The following is a 24,295-nucleotide window of genomic DNA, read 5'->3' as shown; positions in this document are numbered from 1 at the left end:
ACCCTTCCGCTACCTCCTCTTCAAGGACGTCAACCGACACGCCCCCCTCGCACCCGCACGGGCCGCCCGATGAGCGGGCGCCGGATCGTCGCCGAGCCGCTGACGGCCGAGGCCTTCGCCCCGTTCGGCACGGTGATCGACAAGGACACCGTCGCGCCGCGCCCGATGAACGCCGGCAAGGCCCGCCGCTTCCACGACCTCGCCGAGGTGGTGGTCTCAGGGGGCGGGAGCCGGGTGGTGATCGGTCATGTCGAGGCCGAGCCCTACGCGCTGCCGCTGTCCCTCGGGCTCGTGGAGCGTCACCCCCTCGGCGCCCAGGCCTTCGTGCCCCTGAATGCCGCGCCCTTCCTCGTCACGGTCTGCCCGGACGAGGACGGCAGGCCCGGCCGGCCCCGGGCCTTCCTCACCGCGCCGGGACAGGGCGTCTGCTACGCCATCAACACCTGGCACGGCGTCCTCACTCCCCTGGGCGAGGCTCAGGATTTCCTCGTCATCGACCGGGGCGGGCCCGGGTCGAACCTCGAGGAATTCGTCTTCGACGAGGCCTGGACGGTTCAGGTGCCGGATCGGACCTGAACGGCCCCGCGACCGTGCCTCGCCGCGGAGATCGTCGCCCGCCTCGGCGCGACGTTACCGCCGTCCATATATGTCGCAAAAAACCATGTGACGCCTCGAAACGTCGTATAACGATGTTTCGAGCGGGACGATTGGGCCCGCCTCGGCGAGGAGGCTTCATGGTGACGGTTCGCTCTGTCGGCGACGCTTCGGCGGAACGCATCGGGCTCGGATCGCGATGGATGGCGCGAGGCGCATCCGGACGGAGCCGCGCGGCCCGCGACGCCGCCCTGTCCCTGGACCTGCAGTTCCCGGCCTCCGAGATTCCGCGCCTCGCCGGCGCCTACAGGCTCGACGCGCGGGAGCGGGCGGCCTTCGCGGCCGGCGCCCGCATTCGCGCGGGGGATTTCAGCCGCGACCAGCTCGCGCCGATCCTGACCTGGAAGGTGAATGACCGCGGTCGCAGCCGCCCCTCGCGCAACAGCGACGAGGAAGTGGCCGACGCCCTGCGGACCGCCCTCCTCGCCACGACGCCACGCGCGGCGGTCGCGGTCCTGGTGGGGCTCTCCGGCGTCGCCGTGCCGGTGGCCTCGGCGATCCTGGCGACGATCCGGCCCGAGCATTACTCGGTGCTCGACCCAAGGGGATTCCGGGCGTTGGGCTGCGGCCCCCTGGATATCGGCGCCCGGGCCTCGATGCCCTTGGACCTCTACCTCGCCTATCTCGGGTACTGCCGCGATCTGGCCTGCGCCAACCGGGTGCCGCTACACGATCTGGACCGGGCATTCTGGCAATGGTCGAAGGCCCGCGACGACGCAGCGACCGGGCTGTTCGTGCCGGGCCTCGGCCCGCGCCGGCCGGACGCGGCGCGCCCGATCCCGGCCTGAGCCTGCCCGGGGCGGCGTTCTACTCCGCCGCCGCCAGACTGCGCGCCGCCTCGCGGCGCGTGAGCAGGAAGAAGCCGAGGGCCGCGGCGACGATGACGGCGCCGAACCCTGCCGCGACCCCCAGCACGAATCCGAACCCGCCCCGGTCGTGCAGGAGCGCGATCAGCGGCACCACGAACCCGCTCACCGTGAAGCCGAGGAAGTAGCGCACGCTGTAGGCCCTGGCGCGATAGACCGGGGGGACGTAGCGGGCCACCATCGCGTCGTTGATGACGACCTGACCGTAGAGCGCCGCCATCGTCAGGACGAGGCCGATGAGGAGGGGCACGCCCGTGCTCACCGCCGCGAGGCCGAGGCCGAGCGGTTGCAGGATGGACAGGCCGAGGAAGAGGACCGGCAGGCTGTAGCGGTCGATCAGGCGCCCCATCAGCAGCTGGGTCAGGGCCCCGAACGCGAAGACCAGGGTGGCGACCGAGCCGATCAGCATCAGGGGCAGCCCGTCGCCGACGCGCTCGTCGACCACCTTGGGCAGGGCGATCGTGGTGATGTTGAAGGTCATCCCGCCCGCCATGATCGCGCAGACGAACACGATGAGAAGGGGAATCGGGCGCGCGACCGAGAGAACGGGTTTCGCCCCGGCCCTGGCCTGCGACCCCTCGCCGTCGCCGGGCACGAGGGCGAGGAACGCCGTGCCGCAGGCAAGGCAGAACAGGCCCGGCACCACGAAGGCCGCCTGCCACCCAAATCCCGAGGCCAGCAGCGCCGTCACGCCCGAGGCCGTGGCGGCCCCGACATTGCCCCAGACGCCGTTCACCCCGAGATCGCGCCCGAGGCGCCGGGCATGCGTCACCAGCATGGTCGAGCCGACGGGATGGTAGATCGCCGAAGCCAGCCCGAGCACGCAGAGCCAGACCATGAAGGCCGTCCGGCTGCCCGCGCTCGCCACCCCGAGGCAGGAGAGGCCGTAGCCGAAGAAGAAGATCGCCAGCATGGTCCGGCGCCCGAACCGGTCCGCGAGCCAGCCCATGGGCAGGGCGCAGAGGCCGAAGGCCACGAAGGCGCCGGTGGCGAGCGTGATCAGCTCGCCGTAGCTCAGGCCCGTCTGCGCCGCGATGGCGAGCACGGCGGTCGGGTAGATCAGCAGGACGAAGTGATCGAGGGCATGCGCCACGTTGACGAAGCGCAGGGTGCGGCGGGACAGGGTGTCGGCATCCATGGGCAGGCATCTCCGCGGGGCGGATTTCTGCCTACATGACCCGTTGAACGCCGTCGGGTCGAAGGTGTACGCGATCGGGCCAGGCAGGAGCGTGGAGAGGAGGGCGCCATGCGTTCGATCCGGGCCGAAGATTACCAGGCGGTCCCCCGCGCCGTCGCGGTGATGCCCAAGACCTTCACGGCGGGCAGCCGCACGGACCGGCACCACCACCCGCGCGCGCAACTCCTCTACGCCACCGCCGGCCTCATGATGGCCACCGCCGAGGACGGAACCTGGGTGGTGCCGGAGGGCCATGCGCTGTGGATTCCCCCCGGCCTTCCGCACGCGGTGGTCATGCACGGCGACGTGGCGATGTGCTCGGCCTACCTCGCGGTGGAGGCGATCGCCGGCTTTCCCGTGCGCGCCCGCGTGATCGAGGTCTCGGCCCTCCTGGCCGCCGCCCTGGTGGCCCTCACGGGCGAGCCCGTCCTCTACGACGAGGCCGGGCGCGGCGGGCACCTGGCCGCCCTCGTCCTCGACGAGATCGCCCAAGCGCCCGAGACCCGTCTGACGCTGCCCCTGCCGCGCGACGCCCGTCTCCGGCGGGTCTGCCTCGGGCTGATCGACAACCCGGCCTTCGACCTCGACCTCGATGCCTGGGCCGATCAGGCGGGCCTGAGCCGCCGGACCCTGACGCGCGGGTTTCGCCGGGAAACGGGCCTGAGCTTCGGACAGTGGCGCGCCAGGGCCCGGGTGGTGCGGGCGCTCGCGCTTGCCGCCGATGGCCGGGCGCCGCGCCAGGTCGCGGCCTTGGTCGGCTACCGCAGCCTCCAGGCCCTGCGGGGGCGGACGGAGGCGCTCATCGGCGAGGCGCGCGAAGCCTGACCGCGCGGGCAGGGCGCTCGGACCCGCGTCAGCCGCGCACCGGATCGAGAGTCACGGACCAGAGCGCGGTGTCGGCGGCGTCCTTCAGGGTCACGGTCATCTGCTCCGTGCCGCCGTCGACGGCGACATGGCCGAAGAACTGGTAACCGGCCGCCGGAGACAGGTTCACCTGCCCCTTCGGGGGCGCCTTCACGAAGCGCAGTTGGGGCCCGAACGTGTCGTCGAGGGCGTTGGGTCCGAAGGTCCCGGCATGCAGCGGGCCGGCGACGAATTCCCAGAACGGCTCGAACTCCTGGAACCGGGCCCGGTTCGGGTCGTAGTAATGCGCTGCTGCGTAGTGCACGTCGGCGGTGAGCCAGACCGTGTTGCGGATCCCCGAATCCCGCAGGAAGCGCAGGAGATCGGCGATCTCGAGCTCGCGGCCGAGCGGCGGCCCGTCCCCCTGCGCGATCCCCTCGGAGCCGAACCGCCGGTCGGAATCGTACGGCACGACGAGTCCGAGGGGCATGTCGGCGGCGATCACCTTCCAGGTCGCGCGGGAGGCACGCAGCGCACGCTTGAGCCAGGCGAGCTGAACCGGCCCGAGGAAGTGGGACTCCGGTCCGTAGGCGTCCTGCCGGTTCTCCCCGTTCGGCCCGCGATAGGAGCGCATGTCGAGCATGAAGACGTCGACCAGGGGACCGTACGCGATCCTACGGTAGACGCGGCCGGGCTCCGAGGGCGCGAAGCGCATCGGCATGTATTCGTGGAACGCGCGCGTGGCCCGGACCTGGAGGGCGAGCACGTTGGGGTCGCGATAGGCCTTGCGCAGGTGCTCGGCCCGGGTCAGGGGCTCCCCCGGCCACCAGTTGTTCGTGACCTCGTGGTCGTCCCACTGCGCGAGGATCGGGACCTCGGCGTTGAGGGCCAGGACGTTGGCATCGGTGAGGTTGTAGCGGTAGCGCCCGCGAAACTCCTCCAGGGTCTCGGCCGGCTTCGACACCGCCTCGGTGACGCGGTTGCGCCAGAGGGTGCCGTCGGGCAGGCGCACCTCGGGCGCGATCGGGCCGTCGGCGTAGATCGTGTCGCCGGAATGCAGGAAGAAGTCCGGTCGGTTCCGCAGCATGGCCGCGTAGATCGTCATGCCGCCGCGGGCCTCGTCGATGCCCCAGCCCTGGCCGGCCGTGTCGCCGGACCAGCAGAACGAGACCGAGCGGCGCTCGGCGGGCGCGGTGCGCAAGCGCCCGACCTGGGGCGCGCCGAGGATCGTGGGCGCGGCGAGATCCTGCAGGCGGACCCGGTAGAACACGTCCTGGCCCGGCGGCAGGTCCGTCAGGGCGACCTTCACGGTGCCGTCGCTCACCGGCAGCGCATCTGCGAAGACGCCGCCACGGATCTCCGCGAAGCGCTCGGTGGTCGCCCACTCGATCAGCGCCCGGCAGGGCCGATCGGCCCGCGCCCAGACGATGGCGGAGGTGGCATCGACGTCGCCGGATTGCAGGCCATGGGTGAGAACCGGGCGGTCGGCGGCCCGGCTGAGGCCGGGGCGGAACACGCCGCTGCCGAGGCCCGCGAGGCCGGCGGCGGCACCGGCCAGGAACGGACGACGGGTCAGGCTCGAACGGGACATGATTCGGGGACTCCCTTCGGGACGACCCCGCTATGCCGCACCCGTCTGACGCCTTGACGACGCAACGGCCCGACCGACGACAGGCGCATGACCTTGAAAGATCGCGCCTTAATCCCGAATCCGTGCCGCTTGCGGCAGCCTGTCACATGCCTGTATCACTTGCGGGATAGCGCCTGGACGATCGTCTGACCGATACCCGGGAACCTCCATGTCCGACGCTGCCCTGTCCGACGCTGCCGCGATGCCGGATGGATGGGCGCGGGAAGCGGCGCCCCGGCGCTTTCCGCGCATGGACCACCGCATCCATCCGGGCGGCGTCATCGCCTTTCTGCTGGTCCTGGTGGGTGGGCTGACCTACGCGGTCGTCAGCCTCGTGACCGACATGAACGCGGTCCACCAGGAACCGCTGGCGGTGGGCGCCTTCATCCTCTTCGGGCTCGCGCTGCTCATCGCCCTGGGCTTCGAGTTCGTGAACGGCTTCCACGACACGGCGAATGCGGTCCTGCGCTCCAAGGCGTTGAACCAGCCCGCGATCTACGCGCCCCTGGCCGCCCTGTCGGCCGACATCGCCGCGAACGTCGAGAATTACGGGGTGATCAAGCGGGTCCCGGCGGCCCAGACCCCCAACCTGCGCAACGACATGTACCTGGCCTCCGACGCGATCCGCCTGCCGCTGCAGGCCGGCGCCGCCTTCTCCGAAGCGGAAACCGCAACGCTCAGATCCTATACCGGGCTCCTCAACGACGGCACGCTCTACCTACCAACCTGGGTGAAGGTCCGCGTCGCCCTGGCCCTCGGGCTCGGCACCATGGCCGGCTGGAAGCGCATCGTGGTCACGGTGGGCGAGAAGATCGGAAAGACCCACCTCACCTACGCGCAGGGCGCCTCGGCCGAGATGGTGGCGGCCGGCACGATCGGGGTGGCCGAACTCTACGGGCTCCCGGTCTCGACGACCCGCATCCTGTCGAGCGGCGTCGCCGGAACCATGGCGGCCAACGGATCGGGCCTGCGGATGGCGACCGTCCGCAACATGGCGCTGGCCTGGGTGCTGACCCTGCCGGCGGCGATCACCCTCGCGGGGATCCTGTTCTTCCTGCTGCGACACGTGTTCTGATCGGACAAGAGGCCCCCATGACCGACCCCAACCCGGATGCGATTCCCGCAGATCGCCTCAGCGCCATGAACGCCGCCCTGGCGGAGTGGGCCGCCTGCTCGGCGGCCGAGAGCCCCTCGCTCATCGAGCGCTTCGAGGCGATGGGATACCGGGTCCGGGGCAAGTCGCGGGAGGAGGTCGCGGAGGTGCTCAAGCACCCGCCAGCCGGGCCGCCCGTGCCCCCGGGGCGCTGATCTCCGGGAGGCCCGGGGCGGTCAGCGCTGCCGACGGGGGCGAGGATCGCGATCGTGCGCGTATGACATCGCCCTGGTGGGGCGGCACCGGCCGGCCTCGCCAGGGTCATTGTCGGGCCAGAGCCCGTTCGGCGCGGGCGGCATCCGGAACCCTTCGAAGTTTTCCGGACCTAAGCGGATTCCGCGGCGGCGCCGGCCGGCTCCATCCCGAACCGCCGGATCGCGGCCGCCGCCCGGGACGAAGCCAGGAAGGCGATGAGGCGCCGGGCCTCCGCGATCCGGTGCGCGGTGTCGACGATCGCGGCGGTGAAGACCTGGACGAGTTGGACCGCGTCGGGCAGGGGGCCGACGAGTTCGATGCCGGGCTGGCCGACGAGTTCGCTCACGGGCCCGAGGGCGAGGTCGGCCTCGCCGGCGGCCAGGGCGGCGGTGGAATCCGTGCCGCGGAGCAGAACCTTGGCGCGGACCCGATCGGCGATCCCGAGCCGCGGGAACACCACGTCCCGCACGAACAGGCCGCTGGTGCTGCCCGGCATGACGACCGTGCTGGCGTCGAGTAGGGTCTGCCGGAAGGCCTCGCGGGTGTGGATGTCGGGCTTGGGGGCGCCCAGGCGGACGGCCGCGGCGAGCGCCGCGCGCGCCAGGGGCGTGTCGGAGCCGGCCCGGATCCGACCGCCTGCCGCCAGTTCGTCCAGCCCTTCCCGCGACAGGACGACGACGTCGATCCTCGCACCGTGCTCCAGTTGCCAGCCGATGGTCTTCGGACCCGTCCCCTGGGACGCCCCCGAGAGCGTCTCGACCGCGATGCCGGTGTCGCGGGCGAACTCCGGCAGCAGCGCCTGGTACGGCTCCCAGAAGCCGCCCGAGACGATCACCCCGAGCCTGTCCGTCGCGCGCTCCATGCTCACCCTCCCGTCGATTGCATGCGGGCCGCCTCAGATCTCGGGCGGCGCGCCGGGATTGCCCTCGTGCCGGTCCCGCTGTGCGGCGGCGCGGGCGAGCAGCAGGAGCGTGACCGGCGTCGTGATCGTGAGGAACACGCCGATCAGCGCGTCGCGCAGGACGAGGCGGCCCTCGAGGAGCGAGAGCAGCACCATCGAACTCGTCAGGATCAGGGCCATGCCCAGGGTCGCGCCGAGGGTCGGCGCGTGGACGCGCTCGTAGAACGTCCGCAGGCGGACGAGGCCGAGGGCCCCGGTGAGGGAGACGCCGGCCCCGGCGATCGCCAGCGCGACGACCAGCCAGGCGGCCCAGGCGGGCAGGTCCGCGCCGCTCACTGGATCACCTCGCCCTGCATCAGGAACTTGGCCAGCGCCACCGTGGCGGTGAAGCCGATCATGCCGAGGATCAGCGCCGCCTCGAAGTAGAGGCCGCTGCCGGTGCGCATGCCGTGGACCACGATCGCCAGCATCCCGTTGAGGTAGAGGGTGTCGAGGCCGAGAATCCGGTCCTGCGCGCGCGGACCGCGCAGCATCCGCCACGCGGCGAGCGCCATGGCCAGCACCAGCATGCCTTGCGCGAGGCCGAGGCCCCAATCGAGAACCGTCGTGGCGCTCATGCGCTGTTCCCTCTCCCGAAGATCTGCATCAGGGGGCGCTCGTAGCGGTCCTTCACCCGCCGCACCCATTCGTCCCCGTCCGTATAATCGAGGACGTGCAGGAGCAGGCGGCCGGTGCCGGAATCGTAGCGCACCCAGAGCGTGCCGGGCGTGGCCGTGAGGATGATCGCCAGGACCGCGAGCCCGAAGGGCTCGCGCAGGTCGAGGGGGATCGCCACGAAGCCGGTCCGACGTGTGCCGCGGCGCAGCCCGAGGATGATCCGGCCGACGTCGATGTTGGAGCGCACCATGTCGTAGAGGACGACGACGAGGAGCCGCGCCAGCGTGCCCGGCGCGCGCACCCGCACGGCGGGGGGCCGCAGCGCCCGCATCACGGCGGGAACCGTCAGTCCGACCAAGAGGGCAAGCACGGCGCTGCCGGGGCTCAAGGGCGCGTTGAGGAGGAGCCAGGTACCGGCGAGGCCGACGGACAGCAGCGGGTAGGGCAGGAACGGGCGCAAGATCCGGCTCACGGGCGGACGCCCTCCCACGCGGCACCCAGGACGGCACGGACGTAATCCTGCGGCTGCTCCAGCCAGCGCACGGTCGCATCCGCGTAGGCGAGGGCCGGGCCGCCCCAGAGGGCCAGCGCGAGGCAGGCGGCCAGCAGGCCGGCGAGCGCGGCGAACTCGGTGGGGCGCAACACCGGCGGCGGGTCGTCGCTCGGGACCCAGAGGTTGCGAATCCCTAAGCGCACCAGGGGCATCAGGGTGCCGAAGCTGGAGAGGGTCAGGGCGGCGATCAGCCACCAGGCCGGGGCCGTGATCGGGCCCGCGGCCAGCCCGGTGAACATCGCGAGCTTGCCGACGAACCCGGCCAGCGGCGGAATGCCGGCGAGCATCAGGGTGCACAGGAGGACGCCGATCCCCAGGAGGGCCACCGCCGCCGGCAGGGCGCGGCCGACCTCGGTCGCGCCGGCATCGTCGAAGGGATCGCGGTACTCGTCGGCGAAGACGGGCTGGTCGGCCCGGGCCGGGTCGCGGCCCCGCTGGAGGATCTCGGCCAGCAGGAACAGGGCGCCGGCCGCCAGGGTGGAGCCGAACAGGTAATAGAGGGCGCCCGCGAGCGCCCCGCCGCTGCCGGTGCCCAGGGTCGCCAACAGCGTGCCCGACGAGATCATCACGGCGTAGCCCGCCGCCCGGGTCAGGTCTCGGGCGGCCAGGATGCCGATGGTGCCGTAGGCCATCGTGGCGAGCCCGGCGGCGAGGATCCAGGTCTGGCCGAAGCCGGCCGACGACCCCGAGCCGAACAGGAGCAGGCTGAGGCGCACCACCACGTAGATGCCGACCTTGCTCAGGATCGCCAGGACCGCGGCGGCGGGCGCGCTCGCCGCCGCGTAGGTCGTCGGCAGCCAGAAGCCGAGCGGCCAGGCGCTGCACTTGATCAGGAAGGCGAGCCCCAGCACGGCGCAGCCGACCTCGAACAGGGCCTGCTCGCCGCTCGCGGGCGCCGCGAGGCGCCGGGCGAGGTCGGCCATGTTGAGGGTCCCCATGGTGCCGTAGATCAGACTGACGCCGACGAGGAAGAACAGCGAGGCGACGAGGTTGACGGCGATGTAGCCGAGGCCGGCCCGGATCCGCACCTCGCCCGAGCCGTGCAGGACGAGGCCGTAGGAGGCGGCCAGCATCACCTCGAAGAACACGAACAGGTTGAACAGGTCGCCGGTGAGAAAGGCGCCGTTCACGCCCATCAGGAGGAGCAGGAACAGGCCGTGGAAGCGCGGCCCCGCCTGCCCCCAGCGGGCGAAGGAGAAGACGAGGGCGCACAGGCCGAGCACCCCGGCGAGCGCCAGCATCAGGGCCGAGAGCCGGTCGACCACCAGCACGATGCCGTAGGGCGCCGCCCAGTTGCCGAGGCGGTAGACCTGCGCGCCCGCATCCACCCGTCCGACCAGCACGAGGGCGATGCCGAGGAGCGCCAGCACCGTGGCCAGGCTCAGGGCCGCCTTCAGCCGGCGCCGGCGCTCGTCGAGTAGGAACATCACCCCGGCGACCGCGATCGGCAGCACGACGGGCAGCACGACGAGATGGTCGTTCCAGGCGCTGGCGGCGGGGGCACTCAGGGCGGTCGGACTCATGGATACCGGTTCATGGCTTGCGAGTTCATGGCTTGCGAGTCCTTGGCGTGCGGGCTCACGGATGCGGGTGCCCGGGATGGGGCTCGGCCTGGTGCGGCTCGCGCCCGTCGACGTGGTCGCTGCCGGTGACGCCGCGCGCGGCGAGCAGGACGACGAGGAAGAGCGCGGTGAGTGCGAAGCCGATCACCAGGGCGGTGAGGACCAGGGCCTGGGGGACGGGATCGTCGACGGAGACGACCTCGGCGCCCGCCCCGAGCACCGGCGGCGCCCCCACCGTGAGCCGCCCCATGGCGAAGATGAACAGGTTGACGGCGTAGCTCAGCAGCGAGATGCCGAGCACGACCTGGAAGGTGCGGGGACGCAGCATCAGCCAGATGCCGGAGGCGGCGAAGACGCCGATGCCCAGCGACAGCACGATCTCCATCAGACGGTCTCTCCCTCGGCGGTCCGCTCCGCTTCGGCCTCGGCGGAGCGCGTGCGGCGCAGGGACTGGTGGGCCAGGGCGACGAGCATGAGTGCGCTCGCGCCCACCACCAAAACCATGATGCCGAGATCGAACAGCAGCGCGCTCGCCACCGGCACCTTGCCCAGCAGCGGCGGCTCCCAGTAGGCGAAGTAGGCGGTGAGGAACGGGCGCCCGAACAGCCAGGAGCCCGCGCCGGCCAGGACCGCGACCAGCAGGCCGATCCCGATCCAGGCGATCGGCTGGATGCGCAGGCGCGCCTCCACCCACTCGGCGCCCTGGGCCATGTATTGCAGCATGAACGCGATGGTGAGCGCGATGCCGCCGGCAAAGCCCCCGCCCGGCAGGTCGTGCCCCCGCAGGAACAGGTGCAGGGCGAGCAGGACGATGAAGGGGAAGAGCCACGTCATCACCACGCGGGGGACGAGCAGGGCGTCGGCGGCGGTCTCGCCGGGGCTGCGGTCGGCGCGGGCCGCGTCGTAGGCGTCGTGGCTCACCTGCTGGCGGGGCCGCCCCAGGCTGTCGGAAGCCGGCCGGAAGCGGCGCAGGAGCGCGAACACCGTGAGCCCGACGATGCCGAGCACGCAGATCTCGCCCAGCGTGTCGAAGGCCCGGAAGTCGACCAGCAGGACGTTGACCACGTTGCGCCCGCCCGCCCGCGGATAGGCCTCCTCGACGAACCAGCGCGCGATGCCGTCGACCGCCGGCCGCGTCATCACCGCGTAGGCGAGGCCCGCGAGGCCGAGGCCGGCGAAGCCCGCGATGCAGAGGTCGACGATGCGGCGGCGGCGCGCGCGGACCACCTCGGCGGCCGGCGCGGGGATCGCCGCGTCGCGCTTGGGGAGCCAGCGCAGGCCCAGCAGCAGCAGCACCGTGGTGACGATCTCGACCAGGATCTGCGTGACCGCGAGGTCGGGGGCCGAGAGCCAGAGGAAGGTGAGGCAGCTGACCAGCCCCGCCCCGCCGACGAAGATCGTGGCGGACAGGCGGTGGTACTTCGCCCGCTCCGCCGCGCCGACGGCGCAGGCCGCGCCCACCACCCACATCAGCGCGAAGGCGGGATCGAAATCCGTGCTCTTCCCCGGGGCGAACAGATCGAGCCCGCGCGCGACCCCCGCCAGCACGGCGGCCAGGAGCACGGTGAGAAAGAGAATGCGCAGCTGCACCTGGAGGCGCTCGCTGCCCAGGTGCCCTTCCAGTCCGCGTGCCCCGGTCACCAGACCCGTCATCGCGCGCTCGAAGAGCCGGCCGCCGTCGAGGCGGTCCATCAGCCAGGGGCCGCCCCGGGGATTGCTGTTGATCCGCCGCCCGAACACGACGTAGAGCGCGACACCGCCGAGCAGCGCCACGACGCTGAGGGCCAGCGGCGCGTTGAAGCCGTGCCAGATCGCGAGGTCGTAGTCGGGCGTCCGCGCGCCGAGGACGGCGCGCACCGCCTCGGCGAGCACGGGTCCGATCGTGAGGTTCGGCACCAGGCCGATGGCGATGCAGACGAAGACGAGGAACTCGATCGGAATGCGCATCCAGCGCACCGGCTCGTGGGGCGCATGCGGCAGGTCGTGAGGGGCGGCCCCGAAGAACGTCTGGCGTATGAAGCGCACGGAGTAGAGCATGGTGAAGGCGGAGGCCAACGTCGCCAGTACCGGAAGGGCGAGGTTGAGCCAGTGGTCGCCCGCGTTGTCGACGGCTTCCGCCAGGAACATCTCCTTGGACAGGAAGCCGTTGAGGAGGGGCACGCCCGCCATCGCGGCGGCGGCCACCATCGCGAGGGTGGCGGTGTAGGGCATCGCCCGCCACAACCCGCTGAGGCGGCGCATGTCCCGCGTACCCGTCTCGTGGTCGATGATCCCGGCGGCCATGAACAGCGAGGCCTTGAAGGTCGCGTGGTTCACCGTGTGGAAGATTGCCGCCACGACGGCGAGCGGCGAATCGAGGCCGAGCAGCAGGGTGATCAGCCCGAGCTGGCTGATCGTGGAATAGGCCAGCAGGCCCTTGAGGTCGTGCTGGAAGATCGCGCTCCAGGCGCCCACCAGCATCGTCACCATGCCGGCGGTGCCCACGATCCAGTACCAGCTCTCGGTGCCGGCGAGCACCGGCCAGAACCGGATCATCAGGAAGATGCCGGCCTTCACCATCGTGGCCGAGTGCAGGTAGGCGCTGATCGGCGTCGGCGCCGCCATGGCGCGGGGCAGCCAGATGTGGAACGGGAACTGCGCCGATTTGGTCAGCGCCCCGGCCAGCACCAGGACCAGGGCGGGCAGGTAGAGCGGGCTGGACCGGATCGCGTCGCCGGAGGCGAGCACCACCGCGAGATCGTAGCTGCCCACGATGTGCCCGATCAGCACCATGCCGACGAACAGGCAGAGGCCGCCCGCCGCCGTGATGGTGAGCGCCATCCGCGCCCCGTCGCGGGCCGAGGCGTTGTCGGACCAGTAACCGATCAGCAGGAACGAGACGATGCTGGTCAGTTCCCAGAACACCACCAGCTGGATCAGGTTGCCCGAAAGCACGATGCCGAGCATCGCGCCCACGAAGGCCAGCAGATAGCAGAACAGGCGCGGGACCGGGTCCTCGGCCGCCATGTAGTAGCGGGCATAGAGCACCACGAGGGCGCCGATCCCCAGCACCAGCACCGCGAACAGCCAGGACAGGCCGTCGAGCCGCAGCACGATCTGGACGCCGAGGGTGGGCAGCCAGTCCAGGCTCCAGGCGACGGTGTCGGCGCCGGCCACCGCCGGGTAGAGCAGGCCGATGCAGGCGAGGGCCGCCACCATCACCAGCCCGGCCAGGAGCGCTGCTGCATTGCGGGCGTGTCCGGGCAGGCAGATCACGGCCGCGCTGCCGAGGAAGGGCAGGAGCGCGGCGGTGGCGAGAAGGAGTTGAGGCGGCATCAGCTCGGGCGATGAGAGGAGCGGGCGGACATGCAAAGACGGGGAAACAAGCAACGACGGGCAGGCTTGGACGCCCCCGTCGTCGGGCGGAACCGCCCTCTCTCGGGTACGGACGGCGCTCCGGGCGAATCGTCGGAGGCGCTCATCCACGTCAGGGTGCGTATAGCGGCCGGCACGCGCGGTGGCGAGCGCCGACATGCGGGAACCGCCCCGTCACCGGGCGGATGAAAGCGCGGCGGCCGTTCGTCTGACTGGGACACGCCCGGCCGGCGTGGCGCCGTTCCCGGCGCCTTCACGTGGCCGCCGGGCCCAGGGAGACAGGCGTGATCCGCAGCCCATCCGAGATCGAGACCCCGTCCCAAGCCTTCCGGTCCCTCCTGCGCCGCCTGTCGCGCGGCCTCCCCCTCCTGCTCCTCGGGTCGGCCCCGGCGATGGCCGGATCCGCCGCCCAGCCGGGCCAGACCATCGGCCTACCCACCGGCGCACAGCTCCCCGTCGGCCTCTACTTCGTCAACACCTCGAGCTTCGGCGTCCGCGACACCCGCCCGCTGGACTCGGAATCGAACATCAACCTGCCGGCCTTCGTCTGGTCCACGCCCTGGACCCTGTTCGGGGCCCGCCTGAACCTCATCGCGATCCAGCCCGTGGTGGCCTCGAGCCCGCGCGGGACGCCCTATCAGAGCGGAATCGGCCAGCCGCTGCTCGCCGGCCAGCTCGCCTGGGACCTCGGCAACAAGTTCGGCGTGAGCTACCTCTTCGGCGGATACCTGCCCATCGAGACGCGGTTCCTGACCCAGAACGCGTCCTTCAGCCACCGCTTCGCGGCGAGCTACACCGGGGACGGGCTGAACCTCACGGCCAACCTCCTCTACGGCATCTTCATCGACCCGGTCTCGCCGCAGGGCGGGGTCTATCCCGACTACCTGAACCTCGACCTCACCGCGACGAAGAAGTTCGGCCAATGGGAGGTCGGGCCGGTGGCCTTCGCCTCGACCGATCTGCCGACCCGGTTTCCCGGCTACCAGCGCCAGGGCCAGGTCGCGGTGGGGGGCCTCGTCGGGTACAATTTCGGCCCCGTGAACCTGCAGGCCTACGTGACGCGGGACGTCGCGGAGCGCAACTACGGCGGGCGCGAGACGCGCGGGTGGCTCCGGGTCATCGTGCCCATCTACAAGGAGGGCACCAACGCCGCAGCGCCCACCCTCCCGGTGGCGGGACCGGGCCGGATCGCGCGCCAGTAGCGGCATCCGCCCGCGATCTCCGGCGGGGGCCGCGCGCCATCGTCACCGGCCGGACACAGGGCCTGTGAAAAGCGCGGCCTCCCATTGACGCGGCCGGGGCTCCTCGGGCCTCCTGACGGGTGACGGTTCCTCTTTCACTGAGGATCGAAAGGGAACGCGGTGCGGGGCTCAGGCCCCAACGCCGCGGCTGCCCCCGCAACTGTGAGCGGCGAGCCCCTCATCAACGCGTCACTGGGTGAAGGGTCCGTCAGGCCCCGGGACCTGGGAAGACGATGAGAGGGCGGTGACCCGCGAGCCAGGAGACCTGCCGTCAGTCGTGGTCACACGCGGAACGCATCGGGCGGGGTGTCCTGGTGGGTGTCGGGGTGGATGCCGTGCGGCATCCGGACCGGCGTCTTCGCGGTGACGTGCCACAGACGTCGCCCGAGGCTCCATGCCGTCCGCTCGTTCCCCTTCGTCCCGCCGTTCTCGATCGTCCGCTCCGACCCGGCCCGCCTGCCGAACCCTCCTCCTGGCCTCCTGCGCCGGCCTCGTGTCCTACGGCGCCCCGGTCCGCACGGCCGCGGCCCAGACCGCGCAGGCGGACCTCGCCGAACTCTCGGTGACGGCGGAGCTTCCGGCACCGGCCTCGGCGGGACCGGTCTCGAATGCGGGTTTCGTCGGCGGGCGCACCGGCACCGGCGGCGGCTTACCGAGCGTCGATGCGGCGAGCGCCGGCGTGATCTCGGGAGCCACCCTCAACAGCCGGCCGATCACCCGGCCGGGCGAGGCCCTGGAGAGCGTGCCCGGCCTCATCGTCTCGCAGCATTCCGGGGAGGGGAAGGCCAACCAGTTCTTCCTGCGCGGCTTCAACCTCGACCACGGCACCGACATCGCGCTTCACGTGGACGGCATGCCGGTGAACATGCGCACCCACGCCCACGGCCAGGGCTACGCCGACCTCAACTTCCTCATCCCCGAACTCGTCGGCGCGGTGGCGTTCCACAAGGGCCCCTACTTCGTCCGCGACGGCGACTTCGCCTCGGCCGGCTCGGTTCGGATCGACTATCTCGACACGGTCGAGCGCAACCTCGCGCTCACCTCCTTCGGCAGCTTCGGCTACAAGCGCGCGCTCAGCATCGCCTCCGCGCCCCTCGGGCAGGGCCACCTCCTCGTGGCGGGCGAGGCCCAGACCTATGACGGCCCCTGGGACGTGCCGGACCGGCTCGCCAAGCTCAACGGCGTCGTCCGCTACAGCCAGGGCACGGCCCTCGACGGCTTCGCCCTGACGGGCATGGCCTATTGGGCGAAGTGGAACGCCACCAACCAGATCCCGGAGCGGGCGGTCGCGGAGGAGATCATCGGCCGCTTCGGCACCCTGAACCCCACCGATGGCGGCGATACAGGCCGCTTCTCGCTGTCCGGCCGCTGGAGCCGGACGAGCGAGGCCGGGCTCACCCGGGCGAGCGCCTACGTCATCCGCTACCGGATGAACCTGTTCAACGACTTCACCTATTTCCTCAACGATCCGGTCGCCGGCGACCAGTTCCGCCAGCGGGACAGCCGGGTGCTCGGCGGCGGCGAAGTCTCCCATACCTTCCAGGGCAACCTGTTCGGCTTGGCCATGGAGAACGAGATCGGCGTCCAGACCCGCACGGATAACATCCGGGTCGGGCTCGCCAACACGACGAGCCGCCAGTTCCGTTCGGGCATCCTCGACGACCGGGTGCTGGAGGCGAGCGCCGCGTTCTACGTCGAGAACCGGGTCCGCTGGACCGACTGGCTGCGCACCAGCGTCGGCTTCCGCGCCGACGGCTACTACGCCGACGTCCGCTCGGACACGCCGGCCAATTCGGGCCGCGCGCGGGACGGCATCGTCAACCCGAAGCTCGGTCTTGTGCTCGGGCCCTGGTTCGACACGGAAGTGTACGTGAATTACGGCGGCGGCTTCCATTCGAACGACGCCCGCGGCGTCACCGCCACCGTGGATCCGGCGAGCCCGCTGTTCAACATCAGTCGCTCGCCCTTCCTCGTGCCCTCGACGGGGTCGGAAATCGGCCTGCGCAACCGCAGCCTCAGCGGGCTGGAGACGGCGGTGAGCCTGTTCCAACTCGATTTCGCGTCCGAGAACCTGTTCCAGGGCGACAGCGGCACCACCGAGCCGAGCCGCCCCACCCGGCGCTTCGGCATCGAGTGGACCAACCGCTACGCGGTGACGCCCTGGCTCTCCCTGGAGGGCGACCTGACGGTGACCAACGCCCGCTTCGCGGACCGCGACCCCATCGGCAACCGGGTGCCGGAAGCGCCCACCACGATCGCCTCGGCCGGATTCACCTTCGGCCAGGGTCCGGGCTGGTTCGGCTCCCTGCGCCTGCGCTACTTCGGGCCGCGACCGTTGATCGAGGACAATTCGGTGCGCTCTCGCCCGACCGCGCTCGTCAACGGCCGGGTCGGCTACACCTTCGACAACGGGGTCAGCCTGTCCCTCGACGTGCTGAACCTGACCAACGCCCGGGCGGACCAGATCACCTACTTCTACACCTCGCGCCTGCCGGGCGAGGCGGCCGACGGCGTCGCCGACCGGCACATCCATCCGGTGGAGCCGACGGCATTGCGCCTGACCCTGGCGGGGCGGTTCTAGGGCCCGCAGGCCCTGGTGGATCACGTTCACGTCAGTAATCCGAATATACCAGTTCTCCGACGCTCCGTACCGGAACTGCCCGGGCGGGCCCCCGTTACGATCCCGTCCGATGCAGGCGATGCGGAAGGTGGTGCGACGGTGGTTGTCGGGGTGGACAGGCATGAGCTTCGGCAGATCATCGCCGGCCTGAGCGAGGGCGTGATCCTGGTCGAACCCGATCAGACCATCGCCTACGCCAACGCGGCGGCGCTCGCGATGCACGGGGCCGATTCCCTCGACGAACTCGGCGCCACCGTGGACGCCTACCGCGAGCGCTTCGCCCTGCGCTACCGCAACAACCGCGCCCCCGACCATTACCCGATCGAGCGGGTGGTCTCGGGCGAGACCTTCCACGATGTCGTGGTCGAGGTCACGCGCACCGATCAGCCCGACGTCGCGTTCGTGCACTCCCTGCGCAGCCTCGTGGCGACCGATCGCGCAGGCCGGCCGAGCTGCCTGGCGCTCATCCTCAAGGACGTCTCCGAGCAGTTCGAGGCCGAGGAGCGCTTCGAGACGACCTTCAACGCCAACCCCGCACCGGCGGTGATCTGCCGGCTGTCGGATCTGCGCCACGTCAAGGTCAATCTCGGCTTCCTGGAGATGACCGGCTACACCCGCGACGCCGTGATCGGGCGCAGCGTCTACGAGGTCGACGTGCTGGCCGGGGCCCGCAATCGCGAACTGGCGATCTCCCGCCTCAACGCGGGCGGCACCATTCCGCAGATGGAGGCCTGCCTCGACCTGCCGGAAGGCGGCTCGCGCTTCGTCATCGTCGCCGGGCAGCCGATGGAGCTCGGCGACGAGCCCTGCATGCTGTTCACCTTCGCCGATCTCGAACTGCGCCGGAAGGCCGAGACGGCGCTGCGCCAGAGCGAGGAGCGCTTCGCCAAGGCCTTCCGCCTCACCCCCGTGCCGACCCTGCTGGTGCGGGCGGAGGGCTTTACCGTCACGGGCGTCAACGAGGCCTTCTCCCGCGTCTTCGGCTACGGGGCCGACGCCGTCACGGGCCGCTCGCCGGCCGATCTCAATCTCTGGGTGCACGAGGCCGCGCGGACCCGCTTCGAGACCGCGGTGGCGCGCACGGGCTACGTGCTCGGCCTCGAGGTCTGCCTCCGGCACGAGGATGGGAACAACCTCGATTGCCTGGTCTCGGCCGAGCGGATCGAGATCGGTGATGAGACCTTCGCGCTGCTGGTCCTGCAGGACATCACCGAGCGCAAGCGCACGGAGCGGGATCTGTTCGAGGCGATCGAGGCGGTGATGGCCGACACCTCCTGGTTCAGCCGCGGCCTGATCGAGAAGCTCGCCAACCTGCGACAGCCGGGCGGCGAGCATGGGGACACGGTCTCGCCCAACATGACCGTGCGCGAGCGCCAGATCCTCGACCTGATCTGCGCCGGGCTCTCGGACGACGCGATCGCGGGGCGCCTCAACCTGTCGAAGAACACCGTGCGCAACCACGCCGCCGCCCTCTACCGCAAGCTCGACGTCCACAAGCGCTCGGAGGCCATCGTGTGGGGTCGCAACAACGGATTTCCCACCGGGTCGACTGGGTAGAAAAAACCATCGGATAATACGTTTTTACTATTGATGTGGGCTCGTTGCGGACCACATCAGCCCCGAAACCGCGTGGCCACGATCATCCGGACCACGATCGGCAGAGGGCGGCGCGTCCACCCGGACGACGCTCGGCTGACCTGTCCGACCGGCGCCGTGAGACGTGGGACCATGCGTGTCCCATCGGCATCACGCCCATCGGACCGGAACCCAACGGAAGAGGAAGAGAACCATGGTGGATACGAATCGCATCACGGGCGCCGTCAAGGAACTCGGTGGCAAGGTACAGGGCGCGGTGGGCGACCTCACGGGCTCGAACCGGGACTCGTTCGAGGGCCGCGCCCGCGAGGCCCTGGGCACCGCCGAGAACGTGTACGGCCAGGCCAAGGACACCGTGCGGCATGCCGCCGACCAGGCCTACGACTATGCCGAGGACGCCTACGACCAGGGCCGTCGTTACCTGCGCGAGGGTCACGACCGGTCCGCCGAATGGCCCCACGCCTCGCTGCTGGTGGCCGGCCTCGTCGGCTTCGGCCTCGGCCTCCTCGTCGCCAAGCTCTGAGCCAAGCTCTGACGCCCGCGCATCAACCCTCTCGAAAACCGGAGTTTCTCAACGTGGCTACCTCGTCCAGCATTCCCCCCGCATCCCTCCCCGCGGCCGACACCCGCACGGTGCTCCTGAACCAGGTCTCGTGGGGGGCGATCTTCGCGGGCGCCGTCACCGCGCTGGTGACGCAGGTGATCCTGAACATGGTCGGCGTGGGGGTCGGCCTGTCGAGCGTCGGCCCGGTGGCCGCCGACAACCCGGCCGCCTCGACGCTGTCGCTGAGCGCGGGCGTCTGGTTCGTGGCCTCGGGCGTGGTGGCCTCGCTGGTCGGCGGGTTCATCGCGGGCCGTCTCTCGGGCAAGCCCGTCACGGGGGCGGCCGGCCTGCACGGTCTGGTCTCCTGGGCGGTGACGACCCTGGTGGTGCTCTACCTGCTCACCTCGGCGGCCGGCGGGCTGATCGGCGGCGCGTTCTCGGGCGTGACCAGCACCTTGGGCGGGGCCGGCTCGCTCGTGGGCGGCACCGTGCAGACGGCGGCCCAGGCCGCGGCGCCCTCGCTGTCCAAGATCTCCAACCCCCTCGACGGCATCGAGCAGTCGGTGCGCAACCAGGCCGCCGGCCAGGACCCGCAGGCGGCCAAGGACGCCGCCGTGGCGGCCATCCGCGCCCTGTTCACGGGTGATCCGGCCCAGAAGGCCCAGGCCGAGACCCGCGCGGCCGACGCGCTGGCCAAGGCCCAGGGCATTCCGGTCGACCAGGCCAAGACGCAGATCCAAGACTACCGCAAGCAGTACGAAGAGACCGTGGCGACCGCCAAGCAGAAGGCCGAGGCCGCGGCGGTCGCGGCCAAGTCCGCCGCCACGCAGGGCGCCTTCTACGGCGCGCTGGCACTGATCCTGGGCGCGCTGGCGGGTTTCCTGGGCGGCCGCTTCGGCGCCCCCAAGCTCCACACCCTGGCCGACGGCTACGCCGCCCGCCGCGCCTGATCCGCCTGAACTAACCCGCGAACCCCGGCCGGTCCCCGCGACCGGCCGGGTCTCACAGCCCCGCATTCCCCGCAAACCTACTTCGCACGTAACCCGAAGGAGACACCTCATGAGCAGCACCACCGACAAGCTGAAGGGCCTAGCCAACGAGGCCGCCGGCAACATCAAGCAGGCCGCCGGCAAGGTCACGGGCAACGACCAACTGATCGTCGAGGGCAAGGCCCAGGAACTCAAGGGCGAGGCCCAGCGCACCGTCGGCGAGGTCAAGGACGGCGCCGCCGCGCTCGCCGACAAGATCACCGGAAAACGCTGATCGCGACGGGTCCCGCCGTGCCGCCTCCACGAGCGGCCGGCGGTCTCGGCCGTCACCGGGCGCAAATTCCGAGGAGCCCCTGACCGATGCGGTTCCCGAAGCTCCTCCTGCGCCCGGAACTCGTCTTCCTCCTGCTGGCGGTCCTCCTCGGCGCCGGGGCCGGCACGGCCTACTGGGTCTCGCGGGCCACGGTGCTGACGGTGGCGGTGGCCCCCCGCGACGGCACGGAGCCGGCGCTGATCCAGGCCTACGCGGATGCCCTGGCCAAACGCCACAAGGAGATCCGGCTCAAGCTCCTGGCCTTCGACGACGTGCGCGACAGCGCCGCCGCCCTCCAGGACGGCCGGGCCGACCTCGCGGTGGTGCGCCCGGACGTCGACCTGCCCGACAACGGCCTGACCCTGGCGATCCTGCGCGACCAGGCCATGATCATCGCCTCGCCCGAGGCGTCCGGGCTGACCCGGTTTCCGAGCCTCGACCGCAAGCGCCTCGCCATCCTCGCCCATCGCGACGCGGATCAGGCCCTGATCCGGGCGATGGTCGAGCATTACGGCCTCACCCTCCTCGACCGGGAGCCCGAGGGCGCCGTGCCGCCGCGCCACGTCGTCCTCGTGGAGATGGCGGAAGCCGATCTCGCGGCGGCCTTCGCCGCCAAGCGCATCGACGCCGTCGTTTCGGTGATCGCCCCGACGGCACCGACCGCCCAGCGCATCGTCGGGATCGTCCAGGGGGTCAGCCGGAACCGGAAGGTCGCCTTCGTGGATGTGGAGAACGTCGACGCCATCATCGCGCGCATGCCCCGGCTCCAATCCGTGACGATGCCGGCCGAGACCTTCGGCGGGAGTCCCAAGGTGCCGGCCGAGGACGTCCACACCGTGGGGGCCTCCTACCGCCTGATGGCGCGCACCAGCCTCGCGCGCTCGGTGGCGGCGGACGTGACCCAGCACCTGTTCGAGATGCGTAGCGGGATGGCCAACACCACCCCCGCCGCCGACTACATGCAGGCTCCGAAATACGAGAGCACCGCCGAGGCCACCAGCGCCCGGCTTCCCATCCATCCCGGCGCCGTCGACTTCTTCGAGCGCGAGCAGCAGGGGTTCATCGAGCGCTACGAGACCTGGATCTACCTCGTGGCCTTCCTGGGCGGCGGCATCGGCTCGGCGGTGGCCTGGGTCGGGCAGCGCCTGTCGCGCCTGCGCCGCGAGCGCGTCGAGGAGGCCACCGACCGTCTGCTGGCGATCCGCCAGGAGGCGCAGGACAGCACCGACGCGCCGCGCCTGGAACAACTCGCCCGCGAAATCGACGATCTCGCCGGTGACATCGCCAAGCACGCCCTCGAACGCCCGACCGAGGCCCGGACCATGTCGGCGGCCGCCATCGCCATCGACGCGGCCCGCTCCACGGTCAAGCGAACCATCGCGGCCAGCCAGTATGCCGCCGAGTCGAGCGATCTGGCCGGCCGCACCACATCGACGGAAGCCGCCGCAGCGCCCTGACGGCGAGACCCTGGGCAGGAGCCCGTCCGGATCGTCCCCCCGGAACGAACGCCGCGATCGTCAGGGCTCGTGCCGGTCCGTCCCCGGGGCCGCCCGCATCAGGTCCTCGTAATAGCCCTCCAGGCCCAGCTCGTTCTGGGCCGAGAGCCGGTGGGCGGCCCGGTACAGGATCGCCCGCACGGCGCCGACCCGCTCGGCCGTCGAGGCGGCCAGGATGGCGTCGATCTCGCCCGTGGTCTCCCGCAGGTGCCAGGCGGTGTTCTGCAGGACCGTGCCGCCGATCTCCGCCGCGCATTGCGAGAAGAAGCTCAGCACGGGCGCGATGATCCGGCGCGAGCGCGACAGCAGGATGAGGTCGACGGCGGCGCGCTGGTTGTCGGTGAGGGTCATCCCCGCGCAGGAGGCCACCCGGTCGGGCCCGTAGCGCGCGACGAACCGCTCGACGACGCCGTCGTCCTCGGTGCAGACGACGATGCCGCCCGCATCGGGGCCGGCCGCATCGATCGCTTCGAAATACGCCTGCAGGGGCGTGTAGCGCTGCAGAATCTGGGTCATGCCGTCGCCGGCGAGATCGTCGAGGTCGTAGGCGAACAGCATCTCGAGGATGTCGCCCCGCCGGACATGGACCGACAGGCACCGGCCGAGTTGGAAGCGCCCGTCGATCTCCGCGATGGCCGCCGCGACGGCCGGACTCCAGTTGATCGTCGCGGCGATGCGGGACACGGCCGCCTTCCGCGTGGGATCCCGGTCCATGAAGTCGAACAGCGGACCCGGGAAGTCGTAATTGACGCCCCGGCCCATCATGGCGATCTGCGCGACCTCGCCGCGCGACAGCCCGGAGAGCTCGTCCCGGTTGTAGTACAGGCTGAAGAGCTCGGTGCTGACGACTTCCTCGTGGGGGACGATCTCCCCGTGCGCGCCCTCCGCCGCGTCGCGGAAGAGGTGCAGGCTGGCGAAGATCTCGGGCAGGTGCCGAGGGTGCATCAGGGGCGTGTCGCGCACCAGGAACGGCCACCCCAGGGGCGTCCAGATCACGCCCATCGGAACGCCGACCTGCTCCGACAGCAACCGCGCGTAGATCGCCGACAGGATGCGGGTTCCGAGGCCGTCGCTACGCTGAGAATAGATCATCGTCCCATCGGTTTCGCGCGGAATGCCGCCGGGGAATGCCGCCGGGGACGGCGACAGATGGCACCTCGGACACGGGCAGGCTAGTCCGGCAGGAGCGGGGCGCAGACGGATTGGCGGAACCCCGGCAGCGGCACCACCGCGACGGCGACTCCGTAGATCCGGGCGAGGGTCTCGGGCGTGATCGTCGCGGCCGGTGAGCCCAGGGCCAGGAGGCGCCCCTCGTGCAGGAGTGCCACCCGGTCGGCGCAGAGGAAGGCGTGGTCCGGGTCGTGCGTCGAGAGGATGACCGCGATGCCCAGCCGCGACAGGCGCCGGACCTGGGCCAGCACGCGGGTCTGGTTGCCGAAATCCAGGCTGGCGGTGGGCTCGTCCATGACGAGGAGACCGGGCTCGCCGGCCAGCGCCCGGGCGATCAGCACCATCTGGCGCTCGCCGCCGCTGATCTCCGTATAGGTGCGCTCCGCCAGGTGGGCGATCTCCAGGCTCGCCAGCGCCCGACCGGCGATCGCGCGGTCGGCCGGACCGGGGCTCGCGAAGGGGCCGAGCCGGCTGGCGCGCCCCATCAGGACGACGTCCGAGACCCGGAACGGGAAGGTCGCCCCCTGCGCCTGGGGCACGTAGCCGAGGCGCGCCGCCAACCGGCGGCGGGACCAGCGGGCGACGTCCTCGCCGTCGAGGCGGATCGCGCCGGCGAGCGGCGGCAGCAGGCCCAGCAGGGTCTTGAACAGGGTGGTCTTGCCGCCTCCGTTCGGGCCGAGGAGGCAGAGCACCTCGCCGGCCCGCACGGTGAGGTCGAGGCCGGCGCCGACGCGGCGGCGGCCGTAGCCGAAGGCGAGACCCGAAACCTCGAGCATCAGGA

23 protein-coding genes and 1 riboswitch are annotated in these 24,295 nt (G+C 71.3%); of the genes, 12 read left to right on the top strand and 11 right to left on the bottom strand.

Features of this window, described 5'->3' with window-relative positions:
• Positions 1-69 precede the first annotated feature (69 nt).
• Both K2X24_RS17725 and K2X24_RS17720 read left to right on the top strand, forming a co-directional pair.
• Positions 70-576: an ureidoglycolate lyase gene (locus tag K2X24_RS17725; RefSeq protein ID WP_292499642.1), complete on the top strand. Its 507-nt coding sequence runs from the start codon at positions 70-72 to the stop codon at positions 574-576.
• A 221-nt stretch (positions 577-797) separates the two neighbouring features.
• On the top strand, positions 798-1,442 hold the full coding sequence (locus K2X24_RS17720) for a hypothetical protein (protein WP_292499641.1): 645 nt from the start codon (positions 798-800) through the stop codon (positions 1,440-1,442).
• Positions 1,443-1,461: 19 nt separating this feature from the next.
• Here K2X24_RS17720 and K2X24_RS17715 read toward each other — a convergent pair whose 3' ends face one another.
• A complete protein-coding gene (locus K2X24_RS17715) occupies positions 1,462-2,658 on the bottom strand; it encodes an MFS transporter (RefSeq protein ID WP_292499640.1) in 1,197 nt (398 codons plus the stop codon).
• Between the two features lie 108 nt (positions 2,659-2,766).
• Here K2X24_RS17715 and K2X24_RS17710 point away from each other — a divergent pair, with 108 nt between their 5' ends.
• Entirely contained in the window at positions 2,767-3,522 is a 756-nt protein-coding gene (locus K2X24_RS17710) for a helix-turn-helix transcriptional regulator (protein WP_292499639.1), read from the top strand.
• Positions 3,523-3,550: 28 nt separating this feature from the next.
• Here K2X24_RS17710 and K2X24_RS17705 read toward each other — a convergent pair whose 3' ends face one another.
• A complete protein-coding gene (locus K2X24_RS17705; protein ID WP_292499638.1) occupies positions 3,551-5,131 on the bottom strand; it encodes an alkaline phosphatase D family protein in 1,581 nt (526 codons plus the stop codon).
• Between the two features lie 241 nt (positions 5,132-5,372).
• Between K2X24_RS17705 and K2X24_RS17700 the strand changes: the two genes are divergently transcribed.
• Positions 5,373-6,245: an inorganic phosphate transporter gene (locus K2X24_RS17700; protein WP_292499647.1), complete on the top strand. Its 873-nt coding sequence runs from the start codon at positions 5,373-5,375 to the stop codon at positions 6,243-6,245.
• 17 nt (positions 6,246-6,262) lie between these two features.
• On the top strand, positions 6,263-6,478 hold the full coding sequence (locus tag K2X24_RS17695) for a hypothetical protein (protein WP_292499637.1): 216 nt from the start codon (positions 6,263-6,265) through the stop codon (positions 6,476-6,478).
• A gap of 170 nt (positions 6,479-6,648) precedes the next feature.
• Here the strand turns inward: K2X24_RS17695 and K2X24_RS17690 are convergent, their stop codons facing one another.
• Genes K2X24_RS17690 through K2X24_RS17660 form a run of 7 tightly spaced genes read right to left on the bottom strand, consistent with a single transcriptional unit; the run spans position 6,649 to position 13,506 of the window.
• Complete coding sequence (locus K2X24_RS17690) at positions 6,649-7,380, bottom strand: substrate-binding domain-containing protein (RefSeq protein WP_292499636.1); 732 nt, start codon at positions 7,378-7,380, stop codon at positions 6,649-6,651.
• Positions 7,381-7,413: 33 nt separating this feature from the next.
• Positions 7,414-7,755 carry a monovalent cation/H(+) antiporter subunit G gene (gene mnhG, locus K2X24_RS17685; RefSeq protein WP_238282135.1) on the bottom strand — a complete coding sequence of 114 codons (342 nt, stop codon included), beginning with the start codon at positions 7,753-7,755 and terminating at the stop codon, positions 7,414-7,416.
• Positions 7,752-8,036: a K+/H+ antiporter subunit F gene (locus K2X24_RS17680; protein WP_055957555.1), complete on the bottom strand. Its 285-nt coding sequence runs from the start codon at positions 8,034-8,036 to the stop codon at positions 7,752-7,754. Before K2X24_RS17680 ends, mnhG begins: the two co-directional genes overlap by 4 nt.
• Positions 8,033-8,536, bottom strand: coding sequence for a Na+/H+ antiporter subunit E (locus K2X24_RS17675; RefSeq protein ID WP_292499646.1), 504 nt, complete (start codon positions 8,534-8,536; stop codon positions 8,033-8,035). Before K2X24_RS17675 ends, K2X24_RS17680 begins: the two co-directional genes overlap by 4 nt.
• An 8-nt stretch (positions 8,537-8,544) precedes the next feature.
• On the bottom strand, positions 8,545-10,152 hold the full coding sequence (locus K2X24_RS17670) for a monovalent cation/H+ antiporter subunit D (protein ID WP_292499635.1): 1,608 nt from the start codon (positions 10,150-10,152) through the stop codon (positions 8,545-8,547).
• 55 nt (positions 10,153-10,207) lie between these two features.
• The gene (locus K2X24_RS17665; RefSeq protein ID WP_292499634.1) at positions 10,208-10,576 is read right to left on the bottom strand and encodes a Na+/H+ antiporter subunit C; all 369 of its coding nucleotides are present in this window, start codon (positions 10,574-10,576) and stop codon (positions 10,208-10,210) included.
• Positions 10,576-13,506 (bottom strand): monovalent cation/H+ antiporter subunit A, encoded by a 2,931-nt coding sequence (locus K2X24_RS17660; protein WP_292499633.1) that lies wholly within the window; start codon positions 13,504-13,506, stop codon positions 10,576-10,578. Before K2X24_RS17660 ends, K2X24_RS17665 begins: the two co-directional genes overlap by 1 nt.
• Positions 13,507-13,937: 431 nt before the next feature.
• On the opposite strand from K2X24_RS17660, the gene K2X24_RS17655 reads away from it, so the two are divergent.
• From K2X24_RS17655 to K2X24_RS17625, 7 genes are all read left to right on the top strand, one after another.
• Positions 13,938-14,747, top strand: coding sequence for a transporter (locus K2X24_RS17655; protein WP_292499645.1), 810 nt, complete (start codon positions 13,938-13,940; stop codon positions 14,745-14,747).
• Between the two features lie 106 nt (positions 14,748-14,853).
• Positions 14,854-15,074: riboswitch (cobalamin riboswitch) on the top strand.
• Between the two features lie 106 nt (positions 15,075-15,180).
• The gene (locus K2X24_RS17650; protein WP_292499632.1) at positions 15,181-17,367 is read left to right on the top strand and encodes a TonB-dependent receptor; all 2,187 of its coding nucleotides are present in this window, start codon (positions 15,181-15,183) and stop codon (positions 17,365-17,367) included.
• 138 nt (positions 17,368-17,505) lie between these two features.
• Complete coding sequence (locus tag K2X24_RS17645; RefSeq protein ID WP_292499631.1) at positions 17,506-18,963, top strand: helix-turn-helix transcriptional regulator; 1,458 nt, start codon at positions 17,506-17,508, stop codon at positions 18,961-18,963.
• Between the two features lie 232 nt (positions 18,964-19,195).
• Positions 19,196-19,525 carry a CsbD family protein gene (locus K2X24_RS17640; protein WP_292499630.1) on the top strand — a complete coding sequence of 110 codons (330 nt, stop codon included), beginning with the start codon at positions 19,196-19,198 and terminating at the stop codon, positions 19,523-19,525.
• Between the two features lie 53 nt (positions 19,526-19,578).
• Positions 19,579-20,496 (top strand): PhnA-like protein, encoded by a 918-nt coding sequence (locus tag K2X24_RS17635; RefSeq protein WP_292499629.1) that lies wholly within the window; start codon positions 19,579-19,581, stop codon positions 20,494-20,496.
• Positions 20,497-20,605: 109 nt separating this feature from the next.
• Positions 20,606-20,809, top strand: coding sequence for a CsbD family protein (locus K2X24_RS17630; RefSeq protein WP_292499628.1), 204 nt, complete (start codon positions 20,606-20,608; stop codon positions 20,807-20,809).
• 86 nt (positions 20,810-20,895) lie between these two features.
• Positions 20,896-22,305, top strand: coding sequence for a TAXI family TRAP transporter solute-binding subunit (locus K2X24_RS17625; protein ID WP_292499627.1), 1,410 nt, complete (start codon positions 20,896-20,898; stop codon positions 22,303-22,305).
• 60 nt (positions 22,306-22,365) lie between these two features.
• Here K2X24_RS17625 and K2X24_RS17620 read toward each other — a convergent pair whose 3' ends face one another.
• Entirely contained in the window at positions 22,366-23,436 is a 1,071-nt protein-coding gene (locus K2X24_RS17620; RefSeq protein WP_292499626.1) for a hypothetical protein, read from the bottom strand.
• Between the two features lie 80 nt (positions 23,437-23,516).
• The gene (locus K2X24_RS17615) at positions 23,517-24,293 is read right to left on the bottom strand and encodes an ABC transporter ATP-binding protein (protein ID WP_292499644.1); all 777 of its coding nucleotides are present in this window, start codon (positions 24,291-24,293) and stop codon (positions 23,517-23,519) included.
• Positions 24,294-24,295: the final 2 nt, after the last annotated feature.

The organism is Methylobacterium sp. (genome assembly GCF_019750675.1).
Classification (GTDB): domain Bacteria; phylum Pseudomonadota; class Alphaproteobacteria; order Rhizobiales; family Beijerinckiaceae; genus Methylobacterium.
The sequence above is the reverse complement of the archived record's forward strand: the minus strand, read 5'-3'. Positions and strand labels throughout refer to the sequence as shown.

Coding starts and splice junctions, on each gene's coding strand:
- K2X24_RS17695 (WP_292499637.1), top strand. CDS start 6,263: ATGACCGACCCCAACCCGGATGCGATTCCCGCAGATCGCCTCAGCGCC.
- K2X24_RS17660 (WP_292499633.1), bottom strand. CDS start 13,506: ATGCCGCCTCAACTCCTTCTCGCCACCGCCGCGCTCCTGCCCTTCCTC.
- K2X24_RS17665 (WP_292499634.1), bottom strand. CDS start 10,576: ATGGAGATCGTGCTGTCGCTGGGCATCGGCGTCTTCGCCGCCTCCGGC.
- K2X24_RS17715 (WP_292499640.1), bottom strand. CDS start 2,658: ATGGATGCCGACACCCTGTCCCGCCGCACCCTGCGCTTCGTCAACGTG.
- K2X24_RS17625 (WP_292499627.1), top strand. CDS start 20,896: ATGCGGTTCCCGAAGCTCCTCCTGCGCCCGGAACTCGTCTTCCTCCTG.
- K2X24_RS17705 (WP_292499638.1), bottom strand. CDS start 5,131: ATGTCCCGTTCGAGCCTGACCCGTCGTCCGTTCCTGGCCGGTGCCGCC.
- K2X24_RS17620 (WP_292499626.1), bottom strand. CDS start 23,436: ATGATCTATTCTCAGCGTAGCGACGGCCTCGGAACCCGCATCCTGTCG.
- K2X24_RS17630 (WP_292499628.1), top strand. CDS start 20,606: ATGAGCAGCACCACCGACAAGCTGAAGGGCCTAGCCAACGAGGCCGCC.
- K2X24_RS17670 (WP_292499635.1), bottom strand. CDS start 10,152: ATGAGTCCGACCGCCCTGAGTGCCCCCGCCGCCAGCGCCTGGAACGAC.
- K2X24_RS17680 (WP_055957555.1), bottom strand. CDS start 8,036: ATGAGCGCCACGACGGTTCTCGATTGGGGCCTCGGCCTCGCGCAAGGC.
- K2X24_RS17655 (WP_292499645.1), top strand. CDS start 13,938: ATGGCCGGATCCGCCGCCCAGCCGGGCCAGACCATCGGCCTACCCACC.
- K2X24_RS17640 (WP_292499630.1), top strand. CDS start 19,196: ATGGTGGATACGAATCGCATCACGGGCGCCGTCAAGGAACTCGGTGGC.
- K2X24_RS17690 (WP_292499636.1), bottom strand. CDS start 7,380: ATGGAGCGCGCGACGGACAGGCTCGGGGTGATCGTCTCGGGCGGCTTC.
- K2X24_RS17710 (WP_292499639.1), top strand. CDS start 2,767: ATGCGTTCGATCCGGGCCGAAGATTACCAGGCGGTCCCCCGCGCCGTC.
- K2X24_RS17650 (WP_292499632.1), top strand. CDS start 15,181: ATGCCGTCCGCTCGTTCCCCTTCGTCCCGCCGTTCTCGATCGTCCGCT.
- K2X24_RS17720 (WP_292499641.1), top strand. CDS start 798: ATGGCGCGAGGCGCATCCGGACGGAGCCGCGCGGCCCGCGACGCCGCC.
- K2X24_RS17725 (WP_292499642.1), top strand. CDS start 70: ATGAGCGGGCGCCGGATCGTCGCCGAGCCGCTGACGGCCGAGGCCTTC.
- K2X24_RS17700 (WP_292499647.1), top strand. CDS start 5,373: ATGCCGGATGGATGGGCGCGGGAAGCGGCGCCCCGGCGCTTTCCGCGC.